This window comes from Streptomyces sp. NPDC088817 (genome assembly GCF_044750345.1).
In the GTDB taxonomy this organism is placed as follows: domain Bacteria; phylum Actinomycetota; class Actinomycetes; order Streptomycetales; family Streptomycetaceae; genus Streptomyces.
Genome location: NZ_JBIVJN010000001.1, coordinates 307390 through 324507 on the forward strand (window position 1 = coordinate 307390; position 17118 = coordinate 324507).

Genomic DNA, 17118 nt, shown 5'->3' on the forward strand with positions numbered 1-17118 from the left:
CGGTTCAGTCGCCGGCCGGGGCGCGCTCGGTGGAGGTCCGTACGTCGATCTCCCGCCAGAACCCGGCACGGATGGCGTAACGGTCGTGCTCGTCGATCTGGTCGTCCTTGTGCGCGAGCAGCCCGAAGCGGGCGGCGTAGCGCAGCAGCTCGCCGTCGACGCGGTGCGGGACGCGCGGGTACATCGACGACAGTTTCTGCAGGTGCGCCTGGTCGCCCAGCCGGTCCACCCAGCGCCTGGCGAAGACCTGTCCCACCTCGTACGGGTCGCCGCCGACGGTCGTGATGTCCTCCTCCCGGTCCGCCCACCGCTGCTCGGCCGTCGTCAGCTGGGCGAGCGTCGGCATGGATGCGGCCTCGGGGGGCTCGGCGGGCATGCCCGGCCGGTCCACCCAGCCCCGGTCGGAGGACCAGCGCAGGGTCGCCGAGGAGGGGTGCTGCGCGGGCGGGGTGCCGGGGGCGCGCAGGGCGGCGAGGTCCTTGGGCGTGGGCACGCCCTTGGTGGTGGGCACCCGCTCCTCGGTGCCGCCGCGCCCCGGGGCGGCCTCCGGGTGCTGCCGCGGTTCGGAGCGGCTCTCGGTGCCCGGGCTGAGCGCGGACTCGGGCAGCGGCGCGGAGAGGATCGCGGCGATCTCGGGGCGGGGTGCGGGCGGCGGCGCGCAGACACCGCCGAGCTCCTTGGCGCGCACGGCCTTGGTGATCCAGGTGCGGTCCAGCACGCGCCGTTCGTCGGCCTCGGCGACCAGGTCCTCGGACTGGTTGTAGTCGCCGTCGGCGGCCTGCACCGCCCACAGGTGCACGGCGACGCCGTGCTCCTTGGCGGCCATCATGCCGGGCAGCAGATCGCCGTCGCCGGTGACGAGGACGACGTCGGAGCAGGCGCGGTTGCGGGCCAGTTCGGTCAGTTCGGCGTGCATCGCGGCGTCGACGCCCTTCTGCGCCCAGCGTCCGTCGCTGCGGGTGAGCGCGCCGAGCCGGACGGTGACCCGGGGCATCACCCGCAGCCGGCGGTGCTCGGGCTGCGGCACACGGTCGGGCGCGCCGTCGAACCAGTAGATGCGCAGCAGGGGCCGCTCCGTGTCGGACTCGGCCTGTTCACGCAGCCCCTGCACGAGAGCGGTGTGGTCGACGGTGATCCGGGACCGCGACGGCTCCCCGGCGAGGAGACTGGCCGCGGCGCCCAGCAGATACCCGGCGTCCACCAGGACGATGCAGCGGTCCACGCGATCCACCCTCTTTCCGGGAGGTTGCTTCGGGATGTGCTCGGGGATGTACTTCGGGATGTGCTTCGAGTCTGCCCGACCCGGGCGGGGTTAACGGCCCGAACTCGATCTTCGGCGTGGCGTTTCGGGAGCCCGCGCCCCGACGCCCCGCGTTACATACGGTAATTATCCAACATGCGTTCATTGTCGGCCTATGTGAATCTGGTCCCGGCCCTGGCCCCGAGATCCCCCACAGGAGGCTGATCACCATGGCCAAGAACCGCAAGCAGGACCGCAGCCGGCAGAAGACGTCCGTGGCCGCGAACGGCCCGCAGGAGACGGAGCAGTCCGTGTCGGAACCGCAGGCCGAGCACCACGCCCACGGGCCGCAGACAAGTCCGACTGCCATGGCCCGCAAGGGACGTCAGAAGCGCTTCGGCCACAACTGACTCCGGTCCATGGACTGTTGAGCAAGTGCGGTAATCAGCGAGGGGCGTACCCGATGCGCACGGGCACGCCCCTCGTTCATGTCAGCCCGCCAGGCAGGACGGGCCGAGCAGGACCTTCAGATCGCCGAACAGCGCCGGATCCGGCTTGACCCGGTGCCGGTCCAGCCGCAGCACCGTCGTCCGGCTGGGCCCCTGGAGCCTGATGCGGACCTCGCTGTCGCCCTTGTGGTGGCTGAGGATCTCGCCGAGCCGGCTGACCATGGGCGGGGTCACCTTCAGTGCCGGGATGGTGAGGATCACCGGCGCGTTGGCCCCCGCGTTCGACAGGTCGGGGATCATCAGTTCCATCGCCACCAGGCGGGGCACGTCCTCCCGCTTGTCGAGGCGGCCCTTGACGAACACCACCGCGTCCTCGACGAGTTGGGTGGACACCAACTGGTAGGTCGCCGGGAAGAACATGCACTCGATGGAGCCGGCGAGGTCCTCGACGGTGGCGATCGCCCAGGCGTTGCCCTGCTTGGTCATCTTGCGCTGGAGGCCGGAGATGATGCCGCCGATGGTGACGACCGCGCCGTCGGCGTGCTCGCCGCCGGTGAGCTGGGAGATGCCCGCGTCGGCCTTGTCCGCGAGCACGTGCTCGAGTCCGAACAGCGGGTGGTCGGAGACGTAGAGGCCGAGCATCTCCCGCTCCTGGGCGAGCAGATACGTCTTGTCCCACTCCTCGGAGGAGAACTCCACGTCGAGACCGAAGCCGGGCTCGCCGCTGGTCTCCTCGCCCATGCCGCCGAAGAGGTCGAACTGGCCCTCGGCCTCCTTGCGCTTGACCGCGACCACGTTGTCGATCATCGGCTCGTACTGCGCGGTGAGGCCCTTGCGGGTGTGCCCCATCTCGTCGAAGGCGCCGGCCTTGATCAGCGATTCGGTGGTGCGCTTGTTGCAGACCACCGCCTCGACCTTGTCGAGGTAGTCGGGGAACGACGAGTACTTGCCCTTGGCCTTGCGGGACTTGATGATCGACTCGACGACGTTGGTGCCGACGTTGCGCACCGCGGAGAGGCCGAAGAGGATCACGTCGTCGCCCTGGGCGGCGAAGTTCGACTGGGACTCGTTGACGTTGGGCGGGAGCACCCGGATGCCCATGCGGCGGCACTCGTTGAGGTAGACCGCCGACTTGTCCTTGTCGTCCTTGACGGAGGTGAGCAGGGCGGCCATGTACTCGGCGGGGTGGTTGGCCTTGAGGTAGGCGGTCCAGTACGACACCAGGCCGTACGCGGCCGAGTGGGCCTTGTTGAACGCGTAGCCGGCGAAGGGGACCAGCACGTCCCACAGGGCCTGGATGGCCTCGTCGCTGTAGCCGTTCTTCTGGGCACCGGCCTGGAAGATGGTGAAGTTCTTCGCCAGTTCCTCGGGCTTCTTCTTGCCCATCACGCGGCGGAGGATGTCGGCCTCGCCGAGCGAGTAGCCCGCGATGATCTGGGCGGCCTTCTGCACCTGCTCCTGGTAGACGATCAGGCCGTAGGTGACCGCGAGGACCTCCTCGAGGGGCTCCTCGAGCTCCTTGTGGATCGGCGTGATCTCCTGGAGCTTGTTCTTGCGCAGCGCGTAGTTGGTGTGCGAGTCCATGCCCATCGGGCCGGGACGGTAGAGCGCCGACACGGCCGAGATGTCTTCGAAGTTGTCGGGCTTCATCAGGCGCAGCAGCGAGCGCATGGGGCCGCCGTCGAACTGGAACACACCGAGTGTGTCGCCGCGCTGGAGCAGTTCGAAGGTCTTGGGGTCGTCCAGCGGGAGGCCGAGGAGATCGATGTCGATCCCCTTGTTGGACTTCACCATCTTGACGGCGTCATCCATGATCGTCAGGTTGCGCAGGCCGAGGAAGTCCATCTTCAGCAGGCCGAGCGACTCGCAGCTCGGGTAGTCCCACTGCGTGATGGTCACGCCGTCGGTGTGCCGGACCCAGACGGGCACGTGCTCGGTGATGGTCTCGCTGGACATGATCACGCCGGCGGCATGCACGCCCATCTGCCGGACCAGGCCCTCGACGCCCTTGGCGGTGTCGATGACCTTCTTCACGTCCGGCTCGTTCTCGTACATCCCCCGGATCTCGCCCGCCTCGTTGTAGCGCGGGTGCGAGGGGTTGGTGATGCCGTCCAGGTCGATGCCCTTGCCGAGGACATCGGCGGGCATCGCCTTGGTGAGCCGGTCGCCCATCGCGTACGGGTAGCCCAGCACACGCGCGGAGTCCTTGATCGCGTTCTTGGCCTTGATCTTGCCGTACGTGCCGATCATGGCGACCTTGTCGGCGCCGTACTTCTCCGTCACGTACCTGATCACCTCGACGCGCCTGCGCTCGTCGAAGTCGATGTCGACGTCGGGCATCGAGATGCGCTCGGGGTTGAGGAACCGCTCGAAGATCAGGCCGTGCGGGATCGGATCGAGGTCGGTGATGCCCATGGCGTACGCGACGATCGAGCCGGCCGCGGAGCCGCGGCCGGGACCGACCGCGATGCCGTTGTTCTTGGCCCACATGATGAAGTCGGCGACCACGAGGAAGTAGCCGGGGAAGCCCATCGAGATGATGACGTCCATCTCGTAGTCCGCCTGCTTCTGGCGGTCCTCGGGGATGCCGCCGGGGAAACGGCGCTCCATGCCGCGGCGGACCTCCTCCTTGAACCAGGTGATCTCCGTGTAGCCGTCGGGGATGTCGAACTTCGGCATCAGGTTCTTCTCGACGAACATGCCCGTGGTGTCGACCATCTCGGCGACGAGGAGCGTGTTGGCGCAGCCCTCCTGCCAGGCGTCCGAGGAGTCGATGGCGTACATCTCCTCGGTCGACTTCAGGTAGTAGCCGGTGCCGTCGAACCTGAAGCGGTCGGGGTCGGAGAGGTTCTTGCCGGTCTGGATGCACAGCAGGGCGTCGTGGGCGGTCGCCTCGTGCGCGTAGGTGTAGTGCGAGTCGTTGGTGACCAGGGGCGGGATGCCGAGCTTCCGGCCGATCTCCAGCAGGCCGTCGCGGACCTTGCGCTCGATGTCGATGCCGTGGTCCATCAGCTCCAGGAAGTAGCGGTCCTTGCCGAAGATGTCCTGGTAGTCGGAGGCGGCCTTCAGGGCCTCGTCGAAGTGGCCGAGGCGCAACCGGGTCTGCACCTCGCCGGAGGGGCAGCCGGTGGAGGCGACGACGCCCTCGGACCACTGGGCGATCGTCTCCTTGTCCATCCGGGGCCACTTCTGCAGCCAGCCCTCGGCGTAGGCGTCGGAGGACAGGCGGAAGATGTTGTGCAGGCCGGTCCTGTTCACCGCCCACATCGTCTTGTGGGTGTAACCGCCGGAACCGGAGACGTCGTCGCGCTTCTGATGCGGCTGGCCCCACAGGATCTTGCGCTTGTTGCGCCGGGACTCGGGGGCGACATACGCCTCGATCCCGATGATCGGGGTGACTCCGGCCTTCTTCGCGGTGTGGAAGAAGTCGTACGCCCCGTGGAGGTTGCCGTGGTCGGACATCGCGATGTGCGTCATGCCCATCTCGTTGCACGCGTCGAACATGTCCTTCAGCCGCGCGGCACCGTCCAGCAGCGAGTACTGGGTGTGGACGTGCAGGTGCGTGAACGGCGGCTTCGACACGGTTCGGCCTCCATGGACAACATAGACGACGGGCTGCGGACAGTCCGGTGAACAGCGTCGAAGTCTATGCCCCGGCACTGACACGCGACCGCGTTCCAGCCGTACCTTCATGCGGGACAACGCGGGCACTCCGCCGCACCGCCGGACGTTGGTGTGGAGGAACGCCCCTGCCGGACCCACTCCACACGTCACGCACCACCTGCACCAGGAGGCACTCCGCGATGTCAGCGATGTCGGTCCCCCAGCTCAGCGACGAGCAGCGCGGCAAGGAGATCATCGCCGTCCTCGACACCGCCTTCGGCGAGCTCCTGGCCGACGATCCGGCCGCGTTCGGCACGAAGTTGCGGAGGATGGCGTCCTCGGCCCTCGCGTTCCACCGGGGCACGGCCTGTCTCTTCCACCACGACCTGAGCGCCGACCGGCGCGGCGGCCCGTACCTGGACGACCGCGCCTCGCGGGTGTGGATCCACGGCGACCTGCACGCGGAGAGCTTCGGCACCTATATGGACGCCGACGGCCGGCTGGTCTTCAGCGCCACCGGCTTCGACGAGGCGTACGTCGGACCCTTCACCCTGGACCTCAAGCGGTTCGCCGCCTCCCTCGCCCTGATCGGGTACGCCAAGGCGCTCAGCGACGAGCGGATCACCGAGCTGGTGACGCTGTACGCGAGCGCGTACCGCGACCGGATCCACGCCCTGGCCACCGGCGCCAAGAGCGACGAGGTGCCGCCCTTCACCCTGGACACCGCAGACGGCCCCCTGCTGGACACGCTGCGCGACGCGCGCTCGCTGACCCGTGCCGGGCTGCTGGAGTCGATGACCGGGATCCGCGACTTCGAGCGCCGCTTCGCGCCCGGCGGCGGCGCGGTCGAGCTGGACGCCGCCACCCGCTACAAGGTCCTCGCGGCCTTCGACGGCTATCTGGAGACCCTGCCGGAGGCGTCGCTGGCCCGCCCGGAGTCCTACCGGGTCAAGGACGTCGTCGGCCGCCGCGGGATCGACCCGGCCGGGCTGTCGTACGACATCCTCCTGGAGGGGCCCAGCGACGCCCTGGAGCACGACGTGGTGATCTCCGTCCAGCGGGCCCGGACCCCGGCGGCCTCCCGGCACATCACGGACCAGGCGATCCAGGACCACTTCCAGCACGAGGGCCACCGCACGGTGGTCTGCCGCCGCGCCCTCCAGGCGCACACCGACCCGTGGCTGGGCTGGACCGAGCTGGACGGCGCGGGCCGGCTGGTCACGGAGGTCTCGCCGTACGCCGTGGACCTCGACTGGGACGACATCGACGACCCGGAGGAGATCGCGCAGGTGGTCGCCGACCTGGGCCGGGCCACGGCGGCCATGCACGCGGCGGCGGACGACGCCTCGGGCGAGTCGCTGGTGCCGTTCTCCACCGAGCGGGCCATCGACGCGGCGATCGCCGGCGACGAGGAGGGCTTCGCGCCGCTGCTCGTCGACTTCGCGCACGCGTACGGCGCACGCGCGCGTGCCGACCACCGCCTCTTCGTGGAGCTGCTGCGCAACGGGGGCATTCCGGGTCTGTGACGGATGGGCCGCACAGGAACCCTTTAGGGGTCTCTTACCGGCCCGCATGACAGACTCTTTTCTCGCTATGGACATATCCGGGACCAGACTCAGAGCCGTGCGCGCGGCGCTGTTCACGGCCGTGGTCGTGACGCTCAGCACCGCGTCGCACGTGCTGCTGTCCCGGGCCCCCCTGCCGCTGAACACGGTGGCCGCGGTCGCGGCCGCCGTGTTCCTGCTCGCCTACGCCCTGGCCGGCCGCGAGCGCGGCTTCGGGCGGATCGCCGCCCTGCTGGTACCCCTGGAGCTGGCGGCCGACACCGTCTTCACCACCGGCCAGCACCTGTGCTACGGCCCCGCGGGCGGCCCGGTCGCCGGTCCTCTGCGCTCGGTCGGCTTCGACGTGCTGTGCGGCGGGCACACCGACGTCGGCACCCCGCTGGCCCAGATGACCGGCGCCGACACCGGCCGGCTGACCGCCCTGCTCGCGCACGCCGACCCGGCGACGGCCTGGCTGCTGCTGGCCGCGCACATCGGCGTCGGCCTGCTCGCGGCCGGCTGGCTGCGCCGCGGCGAGCGGGCGCTCGCCCAGCTGCTGCGCGCGGTGGCCGTCACGACCTTCCGGCCGCTGCTGCTCGCGGTGGCGGCCGTCGCGGTGCGCCGTGCCCGCCCGGTGGTCCGGCCGGCGCGTCCGGCGCCGCGGACCGCCGCGCTGCGCGCCCGGCTCCTCGTGTACTCCCTGGGACGGCGCGGACCGCCGTGCCCGGACGCCCTCGCGCTCGTCTGAGCGACGACCCCGGGCGCCCCGAGCACGACCAGTCCCCCTTCGTACCCGCGCACGAAGCTGCGCGTCCCACAGGAGAACACCATCATGAGCAAGCGGAACAGCCAGTCGGAGAAGACGGCGGCCCGGGAGCGCCTGCGCGCCGAGCGGGAGCGCGAGGCCAAGCGGGCCAAGATCAAGCGGCAGATCACCGTGGCCTGCGCGGTCGTGGTCGTGCTGGCCGCGGCCGGCGGCATCGGCTACGCCGTCGTCCAGGCCAACAAGCCCGGCCACTGGGAGGCCGTGAAGGACCAGAAGGTCGTCGCCCCGGCCAACACCACCGGCACCGACGGCACGACCGTGGTCATCGGCAAGAGCTCCGCCCAGAAGACCCTCAAGATCTACGAGGACCCGCGCTGCCCGATCTGCGGCCAGTTCGAGGAAGCGGTCGGCGCGACCGTCAAGAAGGACGTCGACGACGGCAAGTTCAAGCTCCAGTACATCGGCGGCACCTTCATCGACAACCACGACAACGGCGAGGGCTCCAAGAACGCGATGAGCGCCATGGGCGCCGCGCTCGACGTCAGCCCCGAGGCGTTCCTCGAGTACAAGTCCGCCCTGTACTCGCAGAAGTGGCACCCGGAGGAGACCGACGACAAGTTCAAGAACGACGACTACCTCCTCAAGGTGGCCGACACCGTGCCGCCCCTGAAGGGCAACGCGTCGTTCCGCGACGCCGTCAAGAGCGGCACGTACGACGCCTGGGCGGTCGCCATGTCGAAGACCTTCGACAACAACAAGGACGGGGTGACCGGCACCCCGAGCCTGGTCATGGACGGCAAGAAGGTGACCACGCCCGGCACCGACAACCCGCCGATGACGGTGGACGAGTTCAACGCGGCGGTGGACGCGGCCCTCAAGGGCTGATCCCGGCCGGGAGCGCCTACGCGCCCCGGTCGTTCCCGTCGAGCTCCGCGAGGAAGCCGAGCGCCACCCGCCAGGTGGCCTCGGCGGCCTCCTCGTCGTAGTCCGGCAGGCCGGGGTCGGTGTAGAGGTGGCCGGCCCCGGCGTAGCGGTAGACCTCCACGTCGGCCCCGGTCCGGCCCATCTGGAGGTACCAGGCGCTCAGCCAGTCGTCCGGCTCGAACGGGTCGGGTTCGGCCACGTGCAGCTGGACGGGCAGGCCGTCGGCGCTCGCGTTCGGCGCAACGTCCGAGGTGCCGTGCAGCAGAAGCAACCCGCGGGCCTTCTCGTCACCGAGGGCGAGCGTCTGGGCGATGGCGGCCCCGAAGGAGAACCCGGCGTAGACCAGGCCGCGCTCCGAGTAGGGCGCCGCGGCCAGCACGGCCAGTTTGAGCAGCTCGTCCTTGCCGATGGCCTCCTTGCCGGCCGTGCCCTCCTCGACCGTCTCGAACGTACGGCCCTCGAAGAGATCCGGCGTCCACACCTGGTGCCCGGCGGAACGCAGCCGGTCCGCGGCCCGGCGCACCGCGGGTCCGAGGCCGTAGGTCGAGTGGAAGAGCACGATGTTCATGAGCCCATGGTGCCAGCCGGGTACGACGGCTCCCGCCCGGCCCGGTGCGCGGCCGTCCGGAGCGGGACCCGTGGACCGGCAGGTGGAGAGGATCGTCACACCGCCCCCGGCCCTACCCGCGATCTTCACGCTCACACATGTTCACACCGCGCGTCGCGGGTTAGGTTCGCAGGCATGGAGAACGTACTCCGCCCCCTGATCGTTGTCGGCGGCTCGGTCGTCCTCACTCTGGTCATCGGCTGGGCCACCGACCTGCTGCTGCGCAAGGCCGACGAACGGCACCACGACAAACCGCTGTGGGGCCTGCTGCGCCGTGCCCGCGCCCCCTTCCAGCTCGTGCTGTGCGCCGCCCTGCTGCGCGGCTCCTACGACCAGGCCGAGCTGCTGGAGGAGCACCGGGTCGGGATCGGCCGGACGCTGACCCTGGTGCTGATCGGGTCGGCGGCCTGGCTGGTGATCCGGATCGCGGGGGCCGTCGTCGAGACCACGTACACCCGGTACGCGAACTCCCGCGCCCACCGGGATCCGGCCCGGGTGCGGCGGGTGCGCACCCAGGTCGAGCTGATCATGCGGGTGGTCTCGGCGGTGGTCATCGTGGTGGCGGCGGCCTCGATGCTGCTGACCTTCCCCGCGATGCGCGCGGCCGGTGCCTCGCTGCTGGCCTCGGCCGGCCTTCTCGGCATCGTCGCCGGTGTCGCCGCGCAGTCCACGCTGAGCAACATGTTCGCGGGGCTGCAGATCGCCTTCGGCGACATGGTGCGCATCGGCGACACCGTGGTCGTCAACGGCGAGTGGGGCACGGTCGAGGAGATCACGCTGACCTTCCTGACGGTACGGACCTGGGACGAGCGCCGGATCACCATGCCGGTGTCGTACTTCACGTCCAACCCGTTCGAGAACTGGTCGCGCGGCACCCCGCAGATGACCGGCACCGTCTACTTCCACCTCGACCACTGCACGCCGATGGACGCGATGCGCGAGAAGCTGCGCGACATCCTGCGCGAGTGCCCGGCCTGGGACGGCCGCGCCTACAACCTGGTGGTCACGGACACGACGCCGACGACGATGCAGGTACGGGCCCTGGTGACGGCGAAGGACGCCGGAGACATCTGGACGGTGCGGGTCGTGGTCCGCGAGCAGCTGCTGCGCTGGCTCTCCGAGCACCACCCCTACGCTCTGCCCCGCATCAACACGTCCGGCGCCGTGCCGCCCCCGGCACGCCACGACGGGACGCCGCGCCCCGCCTTCGAGGACTCCCGGACCGGCCCCGCCTGACCCCCGGCCCGGGAGCGAGTCCCCGGACCGCCGCCTGCGGTCACCGCGGGCGGCGGGGTCAGTGGCCGCGTTCCGCGCCGCCGTTGACCTGGATGATCTGGGAGGTGATGTGGGCGGCGGACGGTGAGGCCAGCCAGTGGAGGGTGGCCGCGATGTCGCCCGGGGTTCCGGGGCGGCCGGTGGAGGTCTCGGCGACGAGGCGGGCGCGGCGGGCGTCGTCCATCGAGTCGCCGAAGAAGTCGGTGTCCTCGACGTATCCGGGCGCGACCAGGTTCACCGTGATCCCACGCGGGCCCAACTGGCGGGCCAGGTCGTGGGCGTAGGGGTGCAGGGCGGCCTTGGAGGCGGCGTAGGCGCCGCTGCCCGAACCGCGGTAGGCGGCGATGGAGCTGAGGAACAGCACCCGGCCGCCCGGTTCGGCGAGCCGTTCCTTGAGGGCCTCCGTGAGCAGCACCGCGGTCAGGGTGTTGATCCGGAAGTTCACCGTCCAGTTGTCGGCGACGAGTTCGAGCGGGTCCTCCCGCTCCACCCGCGGCTCCAGCCGCCCCGATCCCCCAGCGCTGTGGATCAGCACGTCCACCGCCCCGAGTTCGTCGCCCACGAACCGGGCGACCGACCGCGCCCCGGCCACCTCACCCACGTCGGCGGCGAACGTCAGCGCGCCCGGCACCCCGGCCCGGTGCAGCACCTCACCCCGCCGCCCGAGCAGCAGCACCCGGTCCCCGCCTGCCGCGAAGGTCCGCGCCGCGGCGAGCCCGATCCCCGTACCGCCCCCGCTGATGACGACGTTGCGACTCATGGACCGGAGCGTACCGAGACGGCACCGGCCGGTCCCGGACGCCGGGCGCGGCTCACCGCAGACTGCGTACGTCCAGGTGGCGCAGGACCCGGTCGACGATCTCCGGGTCGGCCCCCGGCTCCCTGCGCGCGGCCAGTACCTCGTGCCGCGCCGCGCTCAGCATCTCGCTCTGGATCCGCCGCAGCCGCTTCAGCCGCCGTACGCGCTTGTCGTGGCCCTCCCTGCGTTCCTCCTCCCCCCACTGCGGGCTGATCCGCAGCCCGATGTCGAAGGCCCGCCGCAGCATCTGCTCGGACAGCTCCTCCGGCAGTTCCTCGACCGCCTCGATCTCCCGCAGCCGCCGCCTGGCCGCCCGCGCCGCCCGCGCCGCCAGTTCCTCCTCGAACTCCTTCTCCCGTTCGGAGTCCGCCCGCACCCCCAGCCGTTTGACCAGCCACGGCAAAGTGAGTCCCTGGAGCACGAGCGTCGCCATGATCACCCCGAAGGCGATGAACACGATCTCGTCCCGGTCGGGGAAGGGCGCGCCGCTGTCCGTCTTCAGCGGAATGGCCAGGGCGAGCGCCACCGAGGCCACACCGCGCATCCCGGACCACCACATGACGACGGTCTCCCGCCAGGTCATGGGGATGTCCTCCTCGTAGTCCCGCAGCGCGTGCAGCCGTTTGGTGAGCCAGGTGGCCGGCAGCAGCCACACCAGCCGTACGAGCACCACCACGCCCACGACCACGCCCGCCCAGCCCAGCAGCTCGCCCCACCGGCCCGAGGCGGTGCGCAGCGCGTTGTGCAGTTCGAGACCGATCAGCCCGAACGCGACGCCGGTGACGAGCGTGTCCACGACGTCCCAGACGGTGTGCCCGGCCAGCCGGGTCAGCACGTCGTCGGCGTCGGAGGCGTACTCCGCCAGGAACAGCGCGGTGGTGAGCACGGCGAGGACCCCGGAGCCGTGCAGCTCCTCGGCCAGCACATAGGAGGCGTACGGCACGAGCAGCGTCAGCCCGATCTGCAGGGTCGGGTCCCCGAGCAGGTCCAGGACCTTGTTCGTGCCCCAGCCGAGCAGCATGCCGATGGCCACCGCCACCACCGCGGACAGCACCAGGTCGAGCCCGGCCCGCCAGGCGGAGAACTCGCCGCTGACGGCGGCGGCGATGGCCACGTGGTAGAGGACGATGGCGGTGACGTCGTTGAACAGCCCCTCGCCCTCCAGGATCGACACCAGGCGGCGCGGCAGCCCGAGCTGCCCGGCCACCGCGGTCGCCGCGACCGGGTCGGGCGGCGCGACCAGCGCGCCCAGGGCCACGGCGGCGGCGACGGACAGCCCCGGCACGATGGCGTGCGAGACCAGGGCGACGCAGAAGGTCGTGACGAACACCAGTGCCACGGCCAGCAGGAAGATCGGCCGTTTGTGCGCCGTGAACTGCCGCCAGGACGTGCGCCGTACGGCGGCGTAGAGCAGCGGCGGCAGCAGGGTGGGCAGGATCAGGGCGGGCGGGATGTCGACGTTGGGCACGAAGTGGAGCACGGCGAGGACGATCCCGAGCAGCGTCATCAGCACCGGCGCGGGCAGCCCGAGCCGGTCGCCGACCGGGACGCTGATCACGGCCCCCAGCAACACGACGAACAGCAGGGCCAACTGATCCACGCTCAGCGCTCCGGGACGTCGGACGTTCACACGGCAGGCTTCAAGCCTGCCATGCCGCCCCGCTCACCGGCCGTTTCGGACCCGCTGCTGTACCGCGCGCCGCATCGCTCGGTGCGGGATGCCCGCGTCGGGGAACTCCGGTCCGTAGGCCGTGTACCCCAGCCGCTCGTAGAAGCCGAGCGCGTGGGTCTGCGCGTGCAGGTCCACCGCCGTGAGGCCGCGCGCGCGTGCCGCGTCCTCGATCGCGCGCACCAGGGCCGCGCCGACGCCGAGACCGCGCGCCTCCTCGGTCACGGCGAGCCGTCCCAGGGAGCCGACCGCCGGGTCGCCGCCGGTCTTCGCGGCGGCCTCCGCGCCGTGCAGCAGCCGCCCGGTACCGAGCGGCACGCCGTCCTCGCGGACCGCCAGCACGTGCAGGGCGACGGCGTCGTACTCGTCGTACTCGATGTCCTGCGGGACGCCCTGCTCGACGACGAAGACCTCCTTGCGCACCGCGAAACACGCCTCGCGGTCGGTGAGGTCCCCGGCGACGCGCACCTCGTACGGCACGCTCATGCGTACGTCTCCTCGCGGACCTGGTCCAGGGCCTTCTGGAGGTCCTCGGGGTAGTCGCTGGCGAACTCCACCCACCGGCCGTCGCCGGGGTGCTCGAAACCGAGCCGGACCGCGTGCAGCCACTGGCGGGTCAGCCTCAGCCGCTTGGCGAGGGTGGGGTCGGCGCCGTAGGTCAGGTCGCCGACGCAGGGGTGGCGGTGGGCGGCCATGTGCACGCGGATCTGGTGGGTGCGCCCGGTCTCCAGCTTGACGTCGAGCAGGGACGCGGCGCGGAACGCCTCGATCAGGTCGTAGTGCGTGACGGACGGCTTGCCGTCGGCGGTGACCGCCCACTTGTAGTCGTGGTTCGGGTGGCGGCCGATGGGCGCGTCGATGGTGCCGCTGGTCGGGTCCGGGTGGCCCTGGACCAGGGTGTGGTAGCGCTTGTCGACCGTGCGCTCCTTGAACTGGCGCTTGAGCGACGTGTACGCGTACTCGGACTTGGCGACCACCATCAGGCCCGAGGTGCCGACGTCGAGGCGGTGCACGATGCCCTGGCGCTCGGCGGCGCCGGAGGTGGAGATGCGGTAGCCGGCCGCCGCGAGGCCGCCGATCACGGTCGGGCCCGACCAGCCGGGGCTGGGGTGCGCGGCGACGCCGACCGGCTTGACGATCACGACGATGTCGTCGTCGTCGTGCACGATCTCCATGCCCTCGACCGGCTCGGCGACCACCTGCACGGGCGCGGGTGCCTGCGGCATCTCGACCTCGAGCCAGGCACCGCCGTGCACCCGCTCGGACTTGCCGGCCACCGTGCCGTCGACCAGCACCTTGCCCGTGGCGGCCAGCTCCGCCGCCTTCGTACGGGAGAAGCCGAACATCCGGGAGATGGCGGCGTCGACGCGCTCGCCCTCCAGGCCGTCGGGCACGGGCAGGGTACGGATCTCGGGAAGCGTGCTCACCCGTCGAGTATGCCGGACGGGTCCGGCTGTCCCGTCCCGGGCTCAGTCCTTGTGGACGGTCCCGTCCGGGTCCAGACCGCGGAAGGAGAGCAGCACGATCAGGATGCCGCCGCACACGATCGCCGAGTCGGCGAGGTTGAACACGGCGAAGTGCTTGGGCGAGATGAAGTCGACGACGGCGCCCTCGAAGACGCCCGGCGCGCGGAAGAGCCGGTCGGTGAGGTTGCCCAGCGCGCCGCCGAGCAGCAGGCCCAGCGCGATGGCCCAGGGCAGGCTGTAGAGCTTGCGCGCGAGGCGGGCGATCACCACGATCACGGCGGCCGCGATGACCGTGAAGATCACGGTGAAGGCCTCGCCGAAGCCGAAGGCCGCGCCCGCGTTGCGGATCGCCTCCAGCTGCAGCCAGTCGCCGACGATCCGGATCGGCGGGCGGTGCTCCAGCTTGGCGACCACGAGCATCTTGCTGGCGAGGTCGAGGGCGTAGGCGATGGCCGCGACCGTGAACAGCACCGCGATGCGGCGCCGGCCGCGGGGCCGCTCGGCGGCGGATGCCCGTCCGTCCGCGCCGGCCGGTGTCCCGCTCGTCCCGTCCGGGCCCGCCGCCGTGTCGCCGGTGCCGGGCCCGCCGACCGGGGCCTGTGCCCCTTCGGCGCCGGACGGGACGCCCGGGGCGGCGTCCCCTCCGGGTCGCTGCCGCCCCGCTCCCGCCGCCCCCGGAGTGTCCGGCGTACCGATGATGCGCTCCGCCTCTGCCACGTGAGTCCCTTGACCTAGGTACCTGACTGAGGACGAGACTACGGCACGCCTCGTACCCGGTTCAGTACCGGCGTTCCTGCTTCTGCTTGCACTCCACGCAGAGGGTGGCGCGCGGGAAGGCCTGCATGCGGGCCTTGCCGATGGGGTTGCCGCAGGTCTCGCACAGGCCGTAGGTGCCCGTGTCGAGCCCTTGCAGGGCCCGCTCGGTCTGCGTGAGCATCTCGCGCGCGTTGGCGGCCAGGGCCATCTCGTGCTCGCGGGTGATGTTCTTGCTGCCGGTGTCCGCCTCGTCGTCGCCCGCGCCGTCGCCGGAGTCCCGCATCAGGCCCGCGAGGGACTCCTCGGAGGAGGTGATCTCGGCGCTCAGCCGCTCCATCTCGGACTCCAGCTCCGCGCGGGCCTCCGAGACCTCCTCCAGGGTCCAGGGGTCCTCGCCCGGGCGCACCGGGAGGTCGCCCGGATCCACCACCGCGGCGATGCGTGCCTTGGGCACGGCGGTCTTGGCCGCCGCGGCCGTGCCAGGGGTCTTCTTCGCAACCACCGTCGTGGCTCCCGTCTGCTTCGCGGTCCGCGCCGCGCCCGCCTTCTTGGCCGTCCTCTTCCTGCCCGCACCAGCACCGGAGACACCAGGAGCCATCACACGCCCCGCACCGTCCCCGCCTCCCGCCCCACCACCCCGGTCCCGCACGGTCCCCCCACTCCCCTTCGCCTCCCCGTCGCCCCCCGACTCCCCACCGCCGGCGACAGCAGACCCACGTGTGCCCTTCACACCCGCCTTCCGAGCACCCCCACGCCCACTGGCCTTCCCCGCACCGGGCTCCTCCACGACACCGCTGTCGACGGTCTCCATCGCGCCCTCGCCGACCACCTGGCGAACGGCCCGCTCACCCTCGGCGACCTCACCCCCGCCACCGGCGACCACAGACCCACGTGTGCCCTTCGCACCCGTCTTCCGAGCACCCCCACGCCCACCGGCCTTCCCCGCACCGGACTCCTCCACGACACCGCTGTCGACGGTCGTCATCGCGTCCTCGCCAACGCCCCGGCCGGCGGCCCGTTCCGTCTCGTCGGCCGCGCCCCCACCGGTGGCGACCACCGTCCGCCGAGCGCCCTTTCCGCCCGCCTTGCGGGTGGCTGCACTCCGGGCGCCCGGCTTCTCGGCGGCGCTGCGGGTACCCGCGCTTCCGCTGTCGACGTGCTTGCCCCCGGGCCTTGCGGCCACGGCACGTCCAGCCGCCGTCTCGGCGCCCGCTTCCTCGCCTGCGGCGTCCTTCTCCGCGGCCCCCACGCCACGTCCGACGGCGGCCGGGCCCGGCCGCTCGGCAGCGGCCTTCTTCGCGGCTGTCCGGGCACTGCGCGCGCCCCTGCCGGCGGCATTCGCCCCGGAGGGGATCCCGGCCGCCTTCTCGCCCGTGTCCAAGGCCTCCACGGGCCTCGGCTCCGCAGGGGGCTTCCCCGGCGCGGTCCGCTTGCCAGGGGGCTTCTTCGCCGTCGCGTCCTTGGAGCGGGGCTCCGCGGCGGCGGGGCGCTTCTGCGACGCCGCCCTGCCCGCCGCCGGCTTCTTCGCGGCGGCCTTCCGCGTGCCCTTCGTGGGAGCCGCCGTCCGCTCCGCCACGGCGGCCGTCGCCTCACCGGCCGGCCCCTGGGCGTGCCCGGCCGTGTGCGCCCTGGCCGCCGGGCCCCCGCGCCCGCGTCCGGTCGTCGGCCCGGCCTCGGCCGTCCGCTTCTGCTTCGGCGTGACCGGCTCCTTCATGGCCACCGCCTCCTTCACGGCCCTGCCTGATGCCCTGGCCGCCGCTCGGGTGGTCTTCCTGGCCGCTCCGGCGGCGGCACCGGGGCCGGTGCCCCGGGACCTGCCGGACGCCGACTGCTCGGCGGTCTGCTTCGCCACCATGGCCGCGGCCCCTTCACATATTGTGATCTTGCTCGCGAATCGTGCTGGGACGATAAATCGACTCGAGTCCCGCGGCAACGGGGCACGCCGCCCGATTCGCCCGCCTCGCGCGGATCGCGCGGCCGGCATGCATGCGTTGTGCCCAGCTCGCCGCCACGTAATCCG

The 17118-nt window shown here is 71.5% G+C and carries 14 protein-coding genes; 5 read left to right on the forward strand and 9 right to left on the reverse strand.

The window, feature by feature from the left end:
• Positions 1-4 precede the first annotated feature (4 nt).
• Entirely contained in the window at positions 5-1222 is a 1218-nt protein-coding gene (locus ACIP4X_RS01455) for an NYN domain-containing protein (protein WP_358731219.1), read from the reverse strand.
• Between the two features lie 248 nt (positions 1223-1470).
• On the opposite strand from ACIP4X_RS01455, the gene ACIP4X_RS01460 reads away from it, so the two are divergent.
• On the forward strand, positions 1471-1650 hold the full coding sequence (locus ACIP4X_RS01460) for a hypothetical protein (protein WP_100569644.1): 180 nt from the start codon (positions 1471-1473) through the stop codon (positions 1648-1650).
• Between the two features lie 81 nt (positions 1651-1731).
• Here the strand turns inward: ACIP4X_RS01460 and dnaE are convergent, their stop codons facing one another.
• Entirely contained in the window at positions 1732-5271 is a 3540-nt protein-coding gene (dnaE, locus tag ACIP4X_RS01465; RefSeq protein ID WP_358731217.1) for a DNA polymerase III subunit alpha, read from the reverse strand.
• A gap of 230 nt (positions 5272-5501) precedes the next feature.
• Between dnaE and ACIP4X_RS01470 the strand changes: the two genes are divergently transcribed.
• The 3 genes from ACIP4X_RS01470 (at position 5502) to ACIP4X_RS01480 (ending at position 8487) form a co-directional block, all read left to right on the forward strand.
• Positions 5502-6818, forward strand: coding sequence for a DUF2252 family protein (locus ACIP4X_RS01470; protein WP_358731338.1), 1317 nt, complete (start codon positions 5502-5504; stop codon positions 6816-6818).
• A gap of 67 nt (positions 6819-6885) precedes the next feature.
• Positions 6886-7584 (forward strand): hypothetical protein, encoded by a 699-nt coding sequence (locus ACIP4X_RS01475; protein ID WP_358731337.1) that lies wholly within the window; start codon positions 6886-6888, stop codon positions 7582-7584.
• A gap of 84 nt (positions 7585-7668) precedes the next feature.
• The gene (locus ACIP4X_RS01480) at positions 7669-8487 is read left to right on the forward strand and encodes a thioredoxin domain-containing protein (RefSeq protein WP_401346099.1); all 819 of its coding nucleotides are present in this window, start codon (positions 7669-7671) and stop codon (positions 8485-8487) included.
• A gap of 16 nt (positions 8488-8503) precedes the next feature.
• Here the strand turns inward: ACIP4X_RS01480 and ACIP4X_RS01485 are convergent, their stop codons facing one another.
• The gene (locus tag ACIP4X_RS01485; protein ID WP_401346102.1) at positions 8504-9094 is read right to left on the reverse strand and encodes a dienelactone hydrolase family protein; all 591 of its coding nucleotides are present in this window, start codon (positions 9092-9094) and stop codon (positions 8504-8506) included.
• Positions 9095-9268: 174 nt separating this feature from the next.
• Here ACIP4X_RS01485 and ACIP4X_RS01490 point away from each other — a divergent pair, with 174 nt between their 5' ends.
• The gene (locus tag ACIP4X_RS01490; protein ID WP_391453523.1) at positions 9269-10369 is read left to right on the forward strand and encodes a mechanosensitive ion channel domain-containing protein; all 1101 of its coding nucleotides are present in this window, start codon (positions 9269-9271) and stop codon (positions 10367-10369) included.
• A 58-nt stretch (positions 10370-10427) separates the two neighbouring features.
• Here ACIP4X_RS01490 and ACIP4X_RS01495 read toward each other — a convergent pair whose 3' ends face one another.
• The 6 genes from ACIP4X_RS01495 to ACIP4X_RS01520 all read right to left on the reverse strand — a co-directional run bounded on the left by ACIP4X_RS01495 (position 10428) and on the right by ACIP4X_RS01520 (position 16953).
• A complete protein-coding gene (locus tag ACIP4X_RS01495) occupies positions 10428-11168 on the reverse strand; it encodes an SDR family NAD(P)-dependent oxidoreductase (protein WP_401346105.1) in 741 nt (246 codons plus the stop codon).
• 52 nt (positions 11169-11220) lie between these two features.
• Positions 11221-12807, reverse strand: coding sequence for a Na+/H+ antiporter (locus ACIP4X_RS01500; RefSeq protein ID WP_401346108.1), 1587 nt, complete (start codon positions 12805-12807; stop codon positions 11221-11223).
• 63 nt (positions 12808-12870) lie between these two features.
• The gene (locus tag ACIP4X_RS01505) at positions 12871-13362 is read right to left on the reverse strand and encodes a GNAT family N-acetyltransferase (RefSeq protein WP_391453517.1); all 492 of its coding nucleotides are present in this window, start codon (positions 13360-13362) and stop codon (positions 12871-12873) included.
• Positions 13359-14303 carry an RluA family pseudouridine synthase gene (locus tag ACIP4X_RS01510; RefSeq protein WP_401346111.1) on the reverse strand — a complete coding sequence of 315 codons (945 nt, stop codon included), beginning with the start codon at positions 14301-14303 and terminating at the stop codon, positions 13359-13361. Before ACIP4X_RS01510 ends, ACIP4X_RS01505 begins: the two co-directional genes overlap by 4 nt.
• 42 nt (positions 14304-14345) lie before the next feature.
• Positions 14346-15059, reverse strand: a complete 714-nt coding sequence (lspA, locus tag ACIP4X_RS01515) for a signal peptidase II (protein WP_391453514.1) — start codon at positions 15057-15059, stop codon at positions 14346-14348.
• Between the two features lie 61 nt (positions 15060-15120).
• Positions 15121-16953, reverse strand: coding sequence for a TraR/DksA C4-type zinc finger protein (locus ACIP4X_RS01520; RefSeq protein WP_401346114.1), 1833 nt, complete (start codon positions 16951-16953; stop codon positions 15121-15123).
• Between the last annotated feature and the right edge of the window lie 165 nt (positions 16954-17118).